The sequence below is a fragment of the Streptomyces lienomycini genome (assembly GCF_027947595.1).
In the GTDB taxonomy this organism is placed as follows: Bacteria; Actinomycetota; Actinomycetes; order Streptomycetales; family Streptomycetaceae; genus Streptomyces; species Streptomyces lienomycini.
In genome coordinates this window covers 5,744,517-5,761,069 of record NZ_CP116257.1, presented here as the reverse complement: position 1 = coordinate 5,761,069, position 16,553 = coordinate 5,744,517, and the positions used below count along the sequence as shown (strand labels likewise).

The 16,553-nt window shown below is 72.4% G+C and carries 14 protein-coding genes; 6 read left to right on the top strand and 8 right to left on the bottom strand.

The features are described 5' to 3' along the window. Positions 1 to 221 precede the first annotated feature (221 nt). The 3 genes from BJ961_RS26285 (at position 222) to BJ961_RS26275 (ending at position 4,415) form a co-directional block, all read left to right on the top strand. Complete coding sequence (locus BJ961_RS26285) at positions 222 to 1,703, top strand: PhoX family protein (protein WP_271415265.1); 1,482 nt, start codon at positions 222 to 224, stop codon at positions 1,701 to 1,703. A 493-nt stretch (positions 1,704 to 2,196) separates the two neighbouring features. After that, positions 2,197 to 3,798 (top strand): TROVE domain-containing protein, encoded by a 1,602-nt coding sequence (locus BJ961_RS26280; RefSeq protein ID WP_271415264.1) that lies wholly within the window; start codon positions 2,197 to 2,199, stop codon positions 3,796 to 3,798. Positions 3,799 to 3,836: 38 nt separating this feature from the next. Further along, complete coding sequence (locus BJ961_RS26275) at positions 3,837 to 4,415, top strand: TetR/AcrR family transcriptional regulator (RefSeq protein ID WP_271415263.1); 579 nt, start codon at positions 3,837 to 3,839, stop codon at positions 4,413 to 4,415. A 56-nt stretch (positions 4,416 to 4,471) separates the two neighbouring features. Here BJ961_RS26275 and BJ961_RS26270 read toward each other — a convergent pair whose 3' ends face one another. The 7 genes from BJ961_RS26270 to BJ961_RS26240 all read right to left on the bottom strand — a co-directional run bounded on the left by BJ961_RS26270 (position 4,472) and on the right by BJ961_RS26240 (position 12,024). Then, the gene (locus BJ961_RS26270) at positions 4,472 to 5,683 is read right to left on the bottom strand and encodes a TerD family protein (RefSeq protein WP_271417169.1); all 1,212 of its coding nucleotides are present in this window, start codon (positions 5,681 to 5,683) and stop codon (positions 4,472 to 4,474) included. A 207-nt stretch (positions 5,684 to 5,890) separates the two neighbouring features. After that, entirely contained in the window at positions 5,891 to 6,880 is a 990-nt protein-coding gene (locus tag BJ961_RS26265; RefSeq protein WP_271415262.1) for a zinc-dependent alcohol dehydrogenase family protein, read from the bottom strand. Further along, entirely contained in the window at positions 6,877 to 7,752 is an 876-nt protein-coding gene (locus BJ961_RS26260) for a carbohydrate ABC transporter permease (protein WP_271415261.1), read from the bottom strand. Before BJ961_RS26260 ends, BJ961_RS26265 begins: the two co-directional genes overlap by 4 nt. After that, a complete protein-coding gene (locus BJ961_RS26255) occupies positions 7,749 to 8,693 on the bottom strand; it encodes a carbohydrate ABC transporter permease (protein ID WP_271415260.1) in 945 nt (314 codons plus the stop codon). The genes BJ961_RS26260 and BJ961_RS26255 overlap by 4 nt, the downstream gene beginning before the upstream one ends. Continuing rightward, on the bottom strand, positions 8,690 to 10,060 hold the full coding sequence (locus BJ961_RS26250) for an ABC transporter substrate-binding protein (protein ID WP_271415259.1): 1,371 nt from the start codon (positions 10,058 to 10,060) through the stop codon (positions 8,690 to 8,692). The genes BJ961_RS26255 and BJ961_RS26250 overlap by 4 nt, the downstream gene beginning before the upstream one ends. 101 nt (positions 10,061 to 10,161) lie before the next feature. Further along, positions 10,162 to 10,932, bottom strand: coding sequence for a DeoR/GlpR family DNA-binding transcription regulator (locus BJ961_RS26245; RefSeq protein ID WP_271415258.1), 771 nt, complete (start codon positions 10,930 to 10,932; stop codon positions 10,162 to 10,164). 282 nt (positions 10,933 to 11,214) lie between these two features. After that, entirely contained in the window at positions 11,215 to 12,024 is an 810-nt protein-coding gene (locus BJ961_RS26240; RefSeq protein WP_271415257.1) for an NAD-dependent epimerase/dehydratase family protein, read from the bottom strand. A 195-nt stretch (positions 12,025 to 12,219) separates the two neighbouring features. Between BJ961_RS26240 and BJ961_RS26235 the strand changes: the two genes are divergently transcribed. Next, the gene (locus BJ961_RS26235) at positions 12,220 to 13,170 is read left to right on the top strand and encodes a 5-dehydro-4-deoxyglucarate dehydratase (protein ID WP_271415256.1); all 951 of its coding nucleotides are present in this window, start codon (positions 12,220 to 12,222) and stop codon (positions 13,168 to 13,170) included. Next, positions 13,167 to 14,336 carry a hypothetical protein gene (locus BJ961_RS26230; protein ID WP_271415255.1) on the top strand — a complete coding sequence of 390 codons (1,170 nt, stop codon included), beginning with the start codon at positions 13,167 to 13,169 and terminating at the stop codon, positions 14,334 to 14,336. Before BJ961_RS26235 ends, BJ961_RS26230 begins: the two co-directional genes overlap by 4 nt. 187 nt (positions 14,337 to 14,523) lie before the next feature. Here the strand turns inward: BJ961_RS26230 and BJ961_RS26225 are convergent, their stop codons facing one another. Next, positions 14,524 to 15,735: an MFS transporter gene (locus tag BJ961_RS26225; RefSeq protein WP_271415254.1), complete on the bottom strand. Its 1,212-nt coding sequence runs from the start codon at positions 15,733 to 15,735 to the stop codon at positions 14,524 to 14,526. 141 nt (positions 15,736 to 15,876) lie between these two features. Here BJ961_RS26225 and BJ961_RS26220 point away from each other — a divergent pair, with 141 nt between their 5' ends. Next, positions 15,877 to 16,476 (top strand): TIGR03086 family metal-binding protein, encoded by a 600-nt coding sequence (locus tag BJ961_RS26220; protein ID WP_271415253.1) that lies wholly within the window; start codon positions 15,877 to 15,879, stop codon positions 16,474 to 16,476. The last annotated feature ends 77 nt before the right edge of the window (positions 16,477 to 16,553 follow it).

Genomic DNA, 16,553 nt, shown 5'->3' with positions numbered 1-16,553 from the left:
GACGGAACGGTCGGTCTGCGACGCCGGGCCGTGCGTGGGACACCGGTGCGGCGCGGGGCACGGGTGGGTGAGCGGGCGAGTGGGCGGGGCAGAGGTCGTCGGGGGTTCAGATGGCGTTCACGTGTGGGCTCGTTCGTCGTTCAGGCGGGGGCGGGACGGTGGCGCCGGACCGGAGTCCGCCACCCCCCACGGCTCGCCCGCCCACCGTCACAGGAGACACCATGTCGCTCACCCGCAGGGACTTCACCAGTCGATCCGCGCTCACCGGCGCCGGGGTCGTGCTGGCGGGCAGCGTCGGCGCCCTCGCCACCGCGCCGAACGCCCTCGCGTCCACGGACATCGACAGCGCGGGGAGGGAGCACGGCCACGGACACGGCCACGGACACCACCACGGCCACGACGGAGTCGGCTACGGACCGCTGATCCCCGACCCGGACGGCATCCTCGCCCTGCCCGCGGGCTTCCGGTACGAGATCATCACGTACTCCGGCCGGACCAGGCTGGAGTCCGGCGAGTACACCCCGTCCAACCACGACGGCACGGCCACCTTCGACGGCCCGCGCGGCGCCACGCTCCTCGTCAACAACCACGAACTCGGCGGCCACCGCGACGACTGGCCGCACCCCGTCCCGCTCACCGAGGGCCTCGTCTACGACCCGGCGGCCGCCGGCGGCTGCACCGTCGTCGAGGTCCGCCGCGGCGGCCACGTCGCCGAGTGGGTCGGCATCGCCGGTACCGCCACCAACTGCGCCGGCGGCAGCACCCCGTGGGGCACCTGGCTGACCTGCGAGGAGACCGAGGACAAGGCCGGCAAGAACGGCATGACCAAGGATCACGGCTACGTCTTCGAGGTCGACCCCGAGGACCGCCGCGCCAACCGCGACCCCAAGCCGGTCAAGGCACTGGGCCGCTACGCCCACGAGGCCGTCGTCGTCGACCCCAAGCGCGGCCACGCCTACCTCACCGAAGACGCCTCCGGCCCCAACGGCCTCCTGTACCGCTGGACCCCGCCGGAGCACTTCCGGCACGGCCGCGGCCGGCTGCGCACCCTCGCCGACGACGCCGGGATCCTCCAGGCCTTCAAGTGCTTCGACTCCGGCGGCAAGTTCGTCGACGACCTCTCCCGCGCCACCAGGACCGGCACCGTCTACGGCGTCGACTGGGTCGACGTCCCCGACCGCGACGCGAAGAGCACCTCCGTGCGCAAGCAGTTCACCGCCGGCCAGGTCACCCGCGCGCGCAAGCTGGAGGGCATGTGGTGGGCCGACGGCGGCACGTACATCGTCTCCTCCTTCGCCCGTGACGAGAGCCCCGGCCGCCCGCACGACGGCCAGGTCTGGTTCTACGACCCCAAGCGCCGCACCCTCACGCTGAAGGTCCTGCTCGGCGTCAACGCCGACCCCTCCGCCGACGGCGCCTTCGACGGCCCCGACAACATCACCGTCTCCCCGTACGGCGGCCTGGTCATCGCCGAGGACGGCGACGGCGTCCAGCACCTGTTCGGTGCCACGGACAGCGGGCGCACCTACCCCATCGCCCGCAACGAACTGAACCTCGGCACCGAGGACGACCCCGAGTACAGCGAGTTCACCGGCGTCACCTTCTCGCCCGACGGCCGGACCCTCTACGCCAACATCCAGACGCCGGGCATCATGCTGGCGATCACGGGACCCTGGAAGCGCCACAAGCGCGCCGGTCATTAATTCGGTCGCCCGGGCGACGGCCGCCCTTTTAGAGTGATGAACGTCCAGGTGCGAAGGCAGGACCTACTTCCACTCATAATGGGGCGGCCACGGGTTCGAGTCCCGTCACCGGCACAGCACGCCGGTGTAGCTCAGGGGTTAGAGCACCTTGTCGGTTCCGCCGACCTGAACTCTGGACACCCATAACTTCATGCACCTCCCGGTGCGCCGGTCGCGGCTACTTCTTCTGCAAAAAGAATCCCATGCCGCGGCCCACTTGATCTCGGGAGGCCCAGCAGTCGAAGGGTGCCCGGTGCGCAGGCAGCGGATACTTCTCGGATCGGACGGTTGCGGGTTCGAATCCCGTCATCGACTTCGGGTCGGTGTAGCTCAATAGGGCAGAGCATCCGCATGGTCCCGTCGCCGATTCCGACCTCGGGCACCCTTCCGCTGCCGTGTCTCCCTCCGGAATATTCGAGAACGTTCAGGCTTTGAGAATTCGGGGGAATTCACCATGGCGCGATTCAACACCAAGACCGCCGAGGCGCAGCCCACCTCGCGCGTGACGTCGACGGGCCGCGTGCTGCGCACCCACGAGGGCGGCCGGGGCACCGAGCGGGACGCCCGCTCCGAACTCTTCCTGCTCGCGGTGGCCAACTTCGTCTCCCAGCAGTCCTTCTACGAGTCCGGCGCCGCCCGCGACGACCGGTTCACCACCCTCGTGCGCGAACTCGCCCTCTCCGACCCGTCCTGGACGGCCGGCCTGCTCGGCTGGCTGCGCGGCGAGGGCAACCTGCGCACCGCGTCGATCGTCGGCGCCGCCGAGTACGTCAAGGCCCGCCTGGACTCCGGCGTCACCGACGGACCGTCCAACCGGCAGGTGACCGCCTCCGTCCTGCGGCGTCCGGACGAGCCCGGCGAACTCCTCGCCTACTGGACCGCGACCCACGGCCGCGCCGTGCCCAAGCCGGTCAAGCGGGGGATCGCCGACGCCGTGCGGCGGCTCTACCACGGCAAGTCGCTGCTGAAGTACGACACCGCGTCCAAGGGCTACCGCTTCGGCGACATCCTCAACCTGGTGCACGCGGCGCCCGACCCCGACAAGCCGTGGCAGGGCGAGCTGTTCCAGTACGCCCTCGACCGCCGGCACAACCCGGACACCGCGGTGCCGCCCGCCTCGAACCGCGTCCTGACCGCGCACCGCGAGCTGATGGCGCTGCCCGTCCGGGACCGGCGAGCGGTGGTCACGGCGCCCGACGGTGCCGAGCGGCTCGCGGCGGCGGGCGTCACGTGGGAGATGCTGGCCGGCTGGCTCCAGGGCCCGATGGACAAGGCGGCCTGGGAAGCGGTGATTCCGTCCATGGGAGCGATGGCATTGCTCCGCAACCTGCGCAACTTCGACGAGGCCGGTGTCTCGGACGAGGTCGCGGCCCGGGTGGCGGCGCGGATCAGCGACCCGGCCGAGGTGGCGCGCTCGCGGCAGTTCCCCTTCCGCTACCTCGCCGCGTACCGGCACGCCCCGTCGCTGCGCTGGTCGTACCCGCTGGAGCAGGCGCTCGGCCACTCGCTGGCCAACGTGCCCGCACTGCCCGGCCGGACACTCGTCCTCGTGGACCGCTCGGGTTCGATGTTCTACTCGCGGATGTCGGACCGCTCCGAGCTGAACCGGGCCGACGCGGCGGCGGTCTTCGGCACGGCGCTCGCGCTGCGGGCGGCCGACGCGGACCTGGTCGAGTTCGGGACGTCCAGCAACCGCGTGACGTACCGCGAGGGCGAGTCGGTGCTGAAGGTCCTCGACCGCTTCGGCGACCTCGGCGGCACCGACACCACCGAGGCGGTACGGCGCCACTACGAGCAGCACGACCGGGTGCTCATCGTCACCGACGAGCAGTACGCCCACAGCCGGCACGGCGACCCGACCGAGCAGGTCCCGGCGCACGTGCCGGTCTACACCTGGAACCTCGCCGGGTACCGGGCGGGCCACGGCCCGTCGGGCCGGGCGAACCGGCACACCTTCGGCGGTCTCTCCGACGCCGCGTTCCGGATGGTCGCGTTGCTGGAGGCCGGCCGGGACGCCCAGTGGCCGTGGGACACCCGGGCCGAGCTCGCGGGGTAGGGTGCGGCGACGAACCTCTGTGTGCAGGGAGTACCGGGATGGCGCAGGTCAGACCCATGCGCGCGGATGCCCGCCGCAACCGCGAACGGCTGCTCCAGGCCGCGGCGACCGCCTTCGCCGAGCACGGTGAGGGCGCGTCCCTGGACGACATCGCCAAACGCGCGGGGGTCGGGACGGGCACGCTGTACCGGCACTTCCCGACCCGGCAGGCGCTGCTGGAGGCCGCCTACCTCGACCGGATCGAGGCGATCGCGGCCCGCGCCGACCTGATCGCGGCCGAGCGGTCACCGGGCCACGCGCTGCGGGAGTGGCTGGGTGAACTCGCCGCCGGGATGATCCAGGTCCGCGGGATGAAGACGCTGCTCGGCACCGCCGTCACGGCGGGCGGCACGGCGGTGGACACGGCCTGCGGCGACTGTCTGCGCGCCGCGGCCGGGCGGTTGGTGCGGGCGGCGCAGGCGGAGGGCACGCTGCGGCGGGACGTCGAACCGATCGAGGTGCTGCGGCTGGTGCACGGGGTGGCCACGGCGGCCGAGTCCGCCGACGGGACGGACCCGGCGGACGCGACGTCCGTCCGCCGCTGCCTGTGGCTGGTGTGGGGCGGACTGCGGGCGTAGTCCGCCCCGAAGGGGCGCTCGCGGAGCGATCCGGGAGCGCCCCGACGTCCGGGTGCCTACAGGGCCTTGGCCGCCGGCTTCACCATGCCGCGGACCGTGCGGGACTTGACGAAGTCGCCCATGGCGGTCATCTCCCACTCGCCGGAGTACTGGCGGATCAGCTTCGCCATCATCACGCCGGTCTGCGCCTCGGCGCCGGTGAGGTCGAAGCGGACCAGCTCCTCGCCGCTCGCGGCGTCGATGAGGCGGCAGTACGCCTTGGCGACCTCGGTGAACTTCTGGCCCGAGAACGAGTTCACCGTGAAGACCAGACCGGAGACCTCCTGCGGGAGCCGGCCGAGGTCGACGACGATCACCTCGTCGTCTCCGCCGCCCTCGCCGGTCAGGTTGTCGCCGGAGTGCTTGATCGCGCCGTTGACGATCGAGAGCTTGCCGAAGTAGCAGCTGTCGATGTGGTTGCGCTGGGGGCCGAAGGCGATGACCGACGCGTCCAGGTCGATGTCCTTGCCGCGGAACGCCGGTTCCCAGCCGAGGCCCATCTTGACCTGGGAGAGCACCGGCCGACCGCCCTTGACCAGGGAGACGGTCTGGTTCTTCTGGAGGCTGACCCGGCCCTTGTCGAGGTTGATCTTGCCGCTGCCCGGGGCGGGGGCCGGCGGCGCGGCGGGCGGTGCGGGCGGCGCCGCGGGCATCGTGGGCGCGGCGGCCGGCGGGGGCGTGGCCGCGTGGGACCGCTGCGGGGCCGCGGGCTGGGCCGGGGGAGCGGCCGGGGCGGGCTCCTCCACCGTGACGCCGAAGTCCGTCGCGATGCCGGCCAGGCCGTTGGCGTAGCCCTGGCCGACCGCGCGGGCCTTCCAGGCGCCGCCTCGCAGGTAGACCTCGACGATCACCAGTGCGGTCTCGGCGCCGAGCTGCGGCGGCGTGAAGGTGGCGAGGACGGAGTTGTCGTCCGCGTTGCGGATGGTGGCGGTCGGCTCGATGCCCTGGAAGGACTGGCCGGCGGCGTCCGGGCTGGCGGTGACGACGATCTTCTCGATGCCCGGCGGGACGGCGGAGGTGTCGACCGTGATCGCGTCCGGGGCGGAGCCGCCGCCGGAGCGGTAGGTCACGCCCTGGCCGGTGGGCTGGTTGTAGAAGATGAAGTCGTCGTCGGAGCGCACCTTGCCGTCGGCGGTGAGCAGCAGGCCCGATACGTCGAGCCGCACGGGAGCGGTGACGTCCACCGTCACGCGGGCGGCGGAGAGGGGGATGTTCGAGCCGGGGGTCATAGCTGTCATGCCGGGTGAACGAGCGGGGGCGTTTTACCGTTCCCTTACCCGGGGGCCAATCGGGGCGGGGGTGGTGGGAGCGGCGGCGTCAGGGTTTTCGCCCCCGCCGCCCCTTCCCTTCCCGTCCCTGGGGGCTGCGCCCCCAGACCCCCCTTTCGGCCTGAACGGCCTCGTCCTCAAACGCCGGACGGGCTAAAAGATCAACATCTACGGCACGACCACGATCTTGCGGCCCACGCCCGCCGCGAACTGCTCCAGGGCCTGCGGGTAGCGGTCCAGTGCGATGCGGTCGCTGATGAAGACGTCGGGGTCGAGGACACCGTTCGCGAACAGCTCCGCCGCGCGCTCGTAGCTGTGGAGGACCGCCATCGAGCCGGTGATGGTGATCTCCTGGTTGTAGATGCGGTACGGGTCGATCTGGACGCGCGTCGCGTAGTCGGCGACGCCGAACTGGAGGAACGTGCCGGCCTTGGCGACCCGGTCCAGGCCGTCCTGGATCGCCGCCGCGTTGCCGGTGGCGTCGATGACCAGGTCCCAGCCCTGGGGGCGGTCCAGCTCGTCCGGGGTCGCGGCCGACGCCGAGACGCCGAGGCCGCGGGCCGTCTCCAGGCGGGCCGGGTTGAGGTCGACCATGTCGACGCTGGCCGCGCCGGTCCGCTTGGCCAGTTCCAGCATCATCAGGCCCATCGTGCCGGAGCCGTAGATGAGGACGTGCGCGCCGAGGCGGGACTGGAGAACGTCGTAGCCGCGGACGGCGCAGGAGAGCGGTTCGATCAGGGCCGCGTCCTGGGTGCGGACGTGCTCGGGGAGCTTCACGCAGTTCGCGACCGGTGCGACCGCGTACTGGGCCGCGCCGCCCGCCGTCGTGACGCCGATGGCCGCCCAGCGTTCGCAGAGGTTGTTGTGGCCGGTGCGGCAGTAGCGGCACTCGTAGCAGTACAGGGAGGGGTCCACCGCGACCTGGTCGCCGACCGCCACCTCCGTGACCTGGGCGCCGACGCCGACCACCGCGCCCGCGAACTCGTGGCCCGGCACGATCGGCAGCTTGGGCGCGAACTCGCCCTGGAGGATGTGCAGGTCGGTGCCGCACAGGCCGCAGGCGGCGACCTCGACGACGACCTCGCGGGGACCCGGCGTCGGGTCCGGGACCTCGGTGACGACGGCGCGGCCCACGGACTCGATGACGGCGGCCTTCATTTCACGGCTCCCAACGACAGGCCCTGGACCAGTTTGTCCTGGGCGGCGAACCCCGCGGCGAGCACCGGCAGGGAGATGACGAGCGACGCGGCGCACACCTTGGCCAGGAAGAGGCCCTGGCTGGTGATGAAGCCGGTCAGGAAGACGGGGGCGGTCTCGGCGACCACGCCCGTCAGCACCCGGGCGAACAGCAGTTCGTTCCAGCTGAAGATGAAGCAGATCAGTGAGGTGGCGGCGATGCCGGGCAGGGCGATCGGGGCCACCACGCGGGTCAGGACGGTGGGCAGTCTCGCGCCGTCCACCCGGGCCGCCTCGATGATCGCGACGGGGACCTCGGCCAGGAAGGACTGCATCATCCAGACCGCGATCGGCAGGTTCATGGAGGTGTAGAGGATGACCAGCAGCCAGATGTTGTCCAGCATGTCGGTGTTCTTCGCGAACAGGTAGATCGGCAGCAGGCCCGCCACCACCGGCAGCATCTTGGTGGACAGGAAGAAGAACAGGACGTCCGTCCACTTCTTCACCGGGCGGATGGAGAGGGCGTACGCGGCGGGCAGGGCCAGGACCAGGACGAAGAGGGTCGAGGCGATCGACGCCACCGCCGAGTTGATCAGGGCGGGCCAGGGGCTGGCGCCGCCGCCCGCGCCGAAGAACTCGCGGTAGCCGTCCAGGGTCAGCGACGCCGCGAAGGACGGCGGGTTGGTGGCCGCGTCCGCCTCCGAGTGGAAGGAGGTCAGCGCCATCCACGCGATGGGCAGGAAGAAGACGATGCCGACCAGCCAGGCCACCAGGCCCAGACCGGCGCCGGCCTTGCGGCGGGTCCGTGCGGGCTTGGTGTCGGTGACGACGGGGCGTACGGCGGTGGCGCTCATGCGCGGCCGACCTCCTCGCGGAACAGGGACGACACCACGCGCAGCGCGAAGGTCGCGATGATGATCGAGCCGATGACGACCAGGACGCCCGCGGCCGAGGCGAGGCCGTTCTCGTGGGCCTGGTAGAAGCTCTGGTAGACGGTGTAGGGCAGGTTGGCGGTGCCCAGCCCGCCCGAGGTGATGGTGAAGACGGCGTCGAAGTTCTGGACGATGTAGATCGAGCCGAGCAGGGCGCCGAGTTCGAGGTAGCGGCGCAGGTGGGGCAGGGTGAGGTGGACGAAGATCTGCCAGTCGCTCGCGCCGTCCACCCGGGCGGCCTCGATCTGCTGCTGGTCCCGGCTCTGCAGGCCGGCCAGCAGGATGAGCATCATGAACGGCGTCCACTGCCACACCAGTGAGGCTTCGACCGCGAGCAGCGGGGTGTCCGAGATCCAGTCCGGCTGGGGGCCGCCGACGTAGTGCAGCAGGCCGTTGAGCAGGCCGTACTCGGGGTTGTAGAGGACGTGCTTCCAGAGCAGCGCCGCCGCCACCGGGACCACCAGGAACGGGGCGATGAGGAGAGTGCGGACCACGCCGCGCCCCTTGAACCTCCGGTCGAGGAGCAGGGCGAGGGCGAGGCCGAGGACCAGGCTGGCCAGGACGACCGCGACCGTCAGCAGGATGGTCGTCCACACCGACTTGCGCAGGGCGGCGTCGCCGAGGACGTCGCCGTAGTTGGCGAAGCCGGCGAAGCTGCGGGCGTCCGGGTAGAGGGCGTTCCAGTCGAAGAAGGAGATCACCAGCGTCGCCACGAAGGGCAGCTGGGTGACCACGATCATGAAGACCAGGGCGGGGAGGAGCGGGGCGCGGGTGGCCCAGGCGCGCAGCCGGTTGGACGGCGGGCGGACGGTGGGGCGGGTGTGGTCGGGTGCGGCCGAGGGGGCCGTGGTCGTGGCGGTCATCGTCCCTCGTACTCCTCGGAGATCTTCTCGGCGAGCTGCTGGGACTTCTTCAGGGCCTCCTCGACGGACTGGCGTCCGGCGATGGCCGCGCTGATCTCCTGGGAGACCTTGGTGCCGAGGTCGGTGAACTCGGGGATGCCGACGAACTGGATGCCGGGTGCCGGGCGGGGCTGCACCCCCGGGTCCTTGGGCTTCGCGCCCTCGATGGCCTTCCTGGTCATCTCCTGGAAGGCGGCGGCCTCCTTGACGTAGTCCGGGTTCTCGTACGTCGAGGCGCGCTTGCCGGCCGGGACGTTGGACCAGCCGAACTCGTCGCCGACCAGCTGCTCGTACTCCTTGCTGGACGCCCAGGAGACGAACTTCCACGCCTTGTCGGAGTTGCGGGAGGCCTTCTGGATGCCCCAGGCCCAGGTGTAGAGCCAGCCGGAGGAGTCCGTCTTCTCCACGGGGGCGGGCGCGTAGCCGACCGTGCCCTTGACCGGGGAGTCGGCGGCGTCCAGGGAGCCGGCCGCGGAGGTGGCGTCGTACCACATGGCGACCTTGCCCTGGGTCATGTTGTTCAGGCACTCGGCGAAGCCGGACTGGGCGGCGCCGGACTCGCCGTGCTCGCGGACGAGGTCGACATAGAACTTCGTCGCCTTCTCCCACTCGGGGGAGTCGAGCCGGGCCTGCCAGTCCTGGTCGAACCAGGTGCCGCCGAAGGTGTTCACGACCGTCGTCAGGGGCGCCATGATCTCGCCCCAGCCGGGCAGTCCGCGCAGGCAGATGCCCTTCATGCCGGGCTGGGACCCGTCGAGCTTCTCGGCGAAGGAGGCCACCTGGGTCCAGGTGGGATGCTCGGGCATGGTGATGCCCGCCTTGGCGAACAGGTCCTTGCGGTACATGAGGAAGGACGACTCGCCGTAGAAGGGCTGGCCGTAGAGCTTGCCGTCGTCGCCGGTGAGCGACTCGCGCATCGGGCCCAGGATGTCCTGCTCGTCGTAGCCCGGGTCCTCGGCGACGTAGGAGTCCATCGCGTGCAGCCAGTCGTTGCGGGCGTAGATCGGTATCTCGTAGTTGGAGAGGGTCGCCACGTCGTACTGGCCGGCCTGGTTGGCGAAGTCCTGGCTGATCTTGTCGCGGACGTCGTTCTCCGGCAGGACGGTGAAGTTCACCTTGATGCCGGTCTCTTCGGTGAAGTGGTCGGCGGTGAGCTTCTGCAACTCGACCATCTGCGGGTTGTTGACCATGAGGACGTTGATGGCGTTGCCGCCGGATCCGGCGCCGCCCGCCCCGACCCAGCAGCCGGTGAGCAGCGGGGCGAGCAGCGTCCCTGCGGCGGCCATGGCGAGCGTGGCTCGCGGCCTCCGTCGGCTCTGGGTTCGCATGGATCGCTCCTGAACGTATGGGGAGGTATGGGGAAACATCGGGAGGTAAAGGGTGGTGGAAGGTGTGGGTGTGCCGTGCGGGGACCGGGAATGACGGGGGCTCAGACGCGGATGACCTGCGGCCCGAGCAGCGAGTAGCGGTGGGCCTCCGCCGTGGGCAGCAGGGTGCTGGTGACGATGGCCTCCAGGGCGCCGACCTCCGCGAACCGGCAGAAGCTCACCGCCCCGAACTTGGTGTGCGCGCCGGCGAACACCGTGCGGCGGGCGGCCCGTATCGCCTGCGCCTTGACCTCGCTGACCGCGGGGTCGGGCGTGGTGAGGCCGTGCTCGCGGGAGATGCCGTTGGCGCCGATGTAGGCCAGGTCGACGACGAAGCCGGCCAGCATCTTCGTCGTCCAGTGGTCGACGGTGGCCAGGGTGCCCGAGCGGACCCGGCCGCCGAGCAGCAGGACGGAGGTGTCGCCGGCCTCGGCCAGGGCGCCGGCGACGGGCAGGGACGCGGTGACGACGGTCAGCGGACGGTCCCGGGGCAGCGCCTCGGCGATGAGCTGGGGGGTGAAGCCCTCGTCGACGAAGACCGTCTCCGCGTCGCCGAGCAACTCGACCGCGGCGGAGGCGATCCTTCGCTTCTCGGGGACGTGGCTGGTGGCGCGGAAGGCGAGCGTGGTCTCGAACCCGGCGCTCTCCACCGGGTAGGCGCCGCCGTGGGTGCGGCGGACCAGACCGTGGTCCTCCAGGGCGCGCAGGTCCCGTCGTACGGTCTCCTTGGCGACGCCCAGTTCGGCGGCGAGCGCGGTGACGTCGACCGAGCCGCTGGCGCGGGCGACCCGCACGATCTCGCGCTGGCGTTCCTCCGCCGTCCGCATGCCCATGCCGAACACCTGCCTCACCGCCTCGTCGCCGTGTGGTTGCCCGTTCGGGCCCGTGTGGCCCTTGGGGGAAGTTCTACAGCGGCCGTGCGGCACTGACCAGGCCTGTTGCGGACCCGATACTGCCCGGGTGGGCCCGTTTGCGGGGCCGGGTGCCCGTCTCGGACCTGGGATGCAGTGCGGGGCTGGGTGGGAACGGGCAGTGCGGATGCCCGTATACGGAAGCGGACGGGCCCGTTCGGTGCCCGTCCGCCTCTTCGACGGCCTCGCGCGGGCGTCTTCTGGTCAGTACGGCCAGATCGGGGGGTCGGTCACGAAGTGGCCGCCCAGGCGGGCGTGCGCGGGGTCGTCCGGGTCGAGGTCGCCCTGCTCGGCGAGGAGCTTGTCGGCGTACGGCTCGGAGTCGTCCCGCGGCTCGTAACCGAGCGCCCGCGCGGAGGTGAGGTCCCACCACAGGCGGGTGTTGGCGGAGGAGCCGTGGACGACGGTGTGCCCGACGTTCTCGGCGGTCAGGGCCGCGTGGAAGAGGCGGGCGCCGTCGGCGGGGCTCATCCACACCGACAGCATGCGCACGCTGGTCGGCTCGGGGAAGCAGGAGCCGATGCGGACGGAGACGGTCTCGATGCCGTGCTTGTCCCAGTAGAGCTGGGCCAGGTCCTCGCCGAAGCACTTGGACAGGCCGTAGAAGGTGTCCGGGCGGCGGGGCGTGTCGATCGGGATGAGGGGGTCGTCGCCGCGCGGGCGCGGGGTGTAGCCGACGGCGTGGTTGGAGGAGGCGAAGACGATGCGGCGCACGCCCTCCTCGCGGGCGGCCTCGTACAGGTTGTACGTGCCCTCGATGTTGGCCGCGAGGATCTTCTCGAAGGGGGCTTCCAGGGAGATGCCCGCGAGGTGGATGATCGCGTCGACGCCCCGGACCGCCTCGCGCAGGGCGTCCCGGTCGGCGAGGTCGGCGACGACCGCCTCAGGCTCGCCCTCGACCGGACGCAGGTCGAGCAGGCGCAGCCGGTAGCCGTGTTCGGGGAGCAGTTCCCGCATCAGGGTGCCGAGGCCGCCGGCGGCGCCGGTGAGCAGGACGGTGCGGGGAGCGGGCATCCTCGGGACTCCTAGGTCTGCTGAAACGGCGGCAGTCGTACGAATGCGTGCCTCGTGTTCATATGCGTGGACACGCTAAGGAGCGGAGAGGTGCGCGTCAAGAGGGGACCTGCTTGACGGTGTTCGCGGGGCGGCTTAGCGTGGTCGCGTTCAGAAATATAGACGTAGGTCATAGATATGGAATGGGGAGCGCCCGTGACCTCAGCCCCTCTCGCCGCCCGGCTCACCGCGCCCAGCGGGCCGCTGTTCTTCCCCGTCACGGCGTACGGACCCGACGGCGGACTCGACCTCGACGTCTACCGCACCCATGTGCGTCGCGGGGTCGAGGCGGGTGCCGCCGCCGTGTTCGCCTGCTGCGGCACCGGCGAGTTCCACGCCCTGACGCCAGAGGAGTTCGCGGCCTGTGTCCGCGCGGCCGTGGAGGAGACCGCGGGCCGGGTGCCCGTCCTCGCGGGCGCGGGCTACGGCACCGCCCTCGCGGTGCGCTACGCCCGCCTCGCCGAGGACGCCGGCGCCGACGGGCTGCTCGCCATGCCGCCCTACCTGGTGCACGCCGGGCAGGAGGGACTGGTGCGGCACTACCGGGAGGTGGCCGCCGCGACGCCGCTGCCCGTCATCGTCTACCAGCGCGACAACGCCGTGTTCACCCCGTCGAGCGTCGTGGAACTCGCCCGCACGGACGGCGTCGTCGGCCTCAAGGACGGGCTCGGCGACCTCGACCTGATGCAGCGGATCGTCAGCGCGGTGCGCACGGAGCTGCCCGGCGAGGAGTTCCTGTACTTCAACGGACTGCCGACCGCCGAACAGACCCAGCTCGCCTACCGCGCGCTGGGCGTCCCCCTGTACTCCTCCGCCGTGTTCTGCTTCGCCCCCGAGATCGCCGTCGCCTTCCACCGGGCGCTGCGCGAGGGCGACGACACCACCGTCCACCGCCTGCTGGACGGTTTCTACCGGCCGTTCGTCGACCTGCGCGACCAGGGCCGGGGGTACGCCGTCGCCCTGGTCAAGGCGGGCGTACGGCTGCGCGGCCTGGACGTGGGGGAGGTGCGGACGCCGCTGCGGGAGCCGCCCGAGGAGCATGTGAAGCAGCTCGCCCGGATCATCGAGCGGGGTCAGGAGCTGCTTGGGGAAGGGGCCGGCCGGTGAAGGCGTCGGCGTTCGTCTACCCCTGGGACGTCAACGGCGACCCGGAGGCCCCCGCGCGCGTCGCGGACCTCGGCGTGGCACAGGTGACCCTGGCCGCCGCCTACCACTCCACCCGCGCCCTCACCCCGCGCCACCCGCGCCACCGCGTCGTCACCGCCGAGCACGCGGCGGTCCTCTACCCGCCGGACGCCGCCCGCTGGCAGGGCCGCCCCCTCCGCCCGTACGAGTCCGGCGACTGGGCACCCGGCGACGCGTACGGCGAGGCCGCCGCCGCCCTCGCGGACGCGGGCCTTCACGTGCACACCTGGGTCGTCCTCGCCCACAACTCCCGCCTCGGCGCGGAGCACCCGAGCACCTCCGTCGTCAACGCCTACGGCGACCGCTACCCCTGGGCGCCCTGCATCGCGCAGCCCGCCACCCGCGCGTACCTCACCGACCTGGCCGCCGAGGCGGCGGTACGGCCCGGAGCGCGCGGCACGGAGCTGGAGTCCCTCGGCTGGTACGGCCTCGCCCACCTGCACGCCCACGACAAGACCGGCGGGGTGGGGCTCGGGGACGCCGGGCAGTACCTGATGTCGCTGTGCTTCTGCCCCGACTGCCGCGCCGGGTACGCCGGTCGGGGCCTCGACCCCGACGGACTCGCCACCGCCGTACGCACCGCCCTCGATCCGGTGTGGCGGGGCGCGGCGCCCTCGGACGGGGGCTGGACGGGCGTCGAGAAGCTCCTCGGAGCGGCGACGGCGAACGCCACGCGCGCGTGGCGCGACGACCGGGCCCGCACCCTTCAGGAGGCCGCGGTCGCGGCGGTCCGCGCCGCCGCACCCGACGGCTTCCAGGTCCTCCTGCACGCCGACCCGGTCTCCCACCACTGCGGCGCCAACGCCGGCGTCGACCCCGCGCACATCCTCTCCGTCGCGGACGGCGTGGTCGTCCCCTGCACGGGCGGCCCGGCCCTGTTGACCCCCTTCGCCGAGCAGGCCGGTGACGGGGCCGTCCTCGCCGCCAACCTCACGGTGGTCTCCGGCATGGGCGGCAGTCCCGGCACCCTCGCCGCGGACGCCGCTCGTGCGCGGGAGCTGGGGGCCACGGAACTGCGGCTGTATCACGCGGGGCTGGCGTCGGACCGGGACCTGGAGGGGGTGCGGGCGGGGCTGGGGGTGAGGTGAGGCCGGTCGGGTGGTGGCCGCGGGGCGGGCGACTGCCATAGGCAGGGAGCAGCACTGGGCGGGGTCCTTACCTCCCTTGGAGCGGGGATGGTCCCACCGGCGACCTCGAGCGCATCCGCGAGGGGACGCATTCACCGTGTGATCCGGCTCCGTGACGGGATGAGCGGCGCGCGAGGGGCACAACGTACTACGGCGACCGCAGCGCCGTCGCCGTGGCCAGCAGGACCGCGCCCACGGCCGGCAGCAGCAGCCACGGGCTCACCGTCTCGACCAGGGCCGCCCCCGCGGCCAGGCCGAGGACGTTCGGGGCGAGGACCAGGGAGTCGGCCGTCGCCGCGACCCGGCCCAGGATCGGCCCGGGCGTCTCGTGCTGGACGGCGGTCAGGGCGGCGATCAGCACCGTGGGCAGGCCCGCGCCGATCGCCGCGCTCGAGGCCAGGGCCAGCGCGTCGGACGGGACTGCTCGCGCTGCCACCGCCACCGCGAGCAGAGTGATCCCGGTGGCTGCGAAACGGCGTCCGCCCAGGCGTCGCACGGCCGGTCCGGCGAGCAGGCCCACCGCCACCGAGCCGGCGCCCTGGACGGCGTACAGCGTGCCGGCGTACGCGGGGGAGTGGCCGAGGGCGTCGACGACGGCGTAGACCGCGGCGCCGTTGACGCCCGCGCAGAGCATCGTGATGCCGCCCGCCAGGACGAGCGGGCGCAGCCCGGGGTGGCCCCACAGGTGCCGGGCGCCCTCGGCCGTCTGCCGCCGCCAGTTCGCCATGGGACGGCGCGGGGGTGCCTCACGCACCCGCAGGGCGGCGTACACGCCGGTGGCCAGCACGAACGTCGCCGCGTCCAGCAGCGCCACGCTCGGTCCGCCGTACGCCGCGTACAGGCCCGCACCGGCCAGCGGCGCCACGAGTTTCATGCCCTCGTTGGCCGTCGTGCGCAGGCCGTTGAAGTCGCCGAGCAGGTCCGGATCGACGGCGGCCGCCACCAGCGCCGACTCGGCCGCGTCGTGGACGACGCCCGCCGCGCCGTACACGAAGAGCACCGCGAAGAGCAGCCACAGCGAGTCCCGCGAGTCGACGGCGAAGAGCGTGAGCAGCAGGCAGGCCATCAGCAGGCTCGCGGTGATCAGCAGCGGCTTGCGGCGGACGCGGTCCGCCACGGTGCCCAGGAGCGGGCCCGCGAGCGTCGGCGTCCACATCGCGAGCACGCACAGCGCCGCGAGCCCGTCCGAGCCGGTGAGGTCCTTCACCCACACCCCGGAGGCCAGCCACAGCGCCGAGGTGCCGAAACCGGACACCACCACCCCGGCGAGATACAGGGCCGCGTCGCGGTCGCGCAGGACGCGGACGAGGGGCCGGCGTGCTTCCGGTCCCGCGGGGTTCTTCCTGTGTGCCTTCGTCATACCTGGTCAGCGTGGGGCTAAGGCCGGGGCGCGGGCATCGGGCGGATGACCTGGTACCGGCCGCCGCGGCCGATGAGTTTCGCGGGCGCGATGAGTCCACCTACCGAGAGAGACGGCCACGCACACCACGAGGAGCAGCCCATGACCGCCGACACCACCACCCTCGACCTCGGTCCGCAGACGCGGATCCTGGCCCGTCTCGCCGACGGCGTGTGCGAGGACCGGCTCACGGACCCGACGCCCTGCCCCGACCTGGCGGTGCGCAACCTGCTCGGCCACCTCACCGGCCTCGCCGTCGCCTTCCGCGACGCCGCCCGCAAGGACCTGGGGCCCACCACCGACACCAGCCCCGAGGCGTCCATGCCGGACATCGGGCCGAACTGGCGCCAGGAACTCGCCGCCGCGCTCGCCGCACTCGCCGAGGCGTGGCGCGAGCCCGACGCCTGGACCGGCGCGACCCGGGCCGGCGGCATCGACCTGCCCGGCGCGGTCGCGGGCGCCGTCGTCGCCGACGAACTGGTGATCCACGGCTGGGACCTCGCCCGCGCCACCGGCCAGGAGTACGCCCCCGACGCGGCCGCGGTCCGGGCGGCGTACGGGCTGCTCGCCGCCGCCGCGGACGAGTCCGACCGGGGCCAGGGCATGTTCGGGCCGGTCGTCGCCGTGCCCGCCGACGCGCCGCTGCTGGAGCGCGCGCTGGGGCTGAGCGGACGCGACCCGGGCTGGTCCCGCACCGCCTGACGCAGCCCTGACGCGGGAGGACACCCGACCCAACTTCCTTTGTCAGAAGCATTGACGTGGCCGCGCGCCCCTCTTAC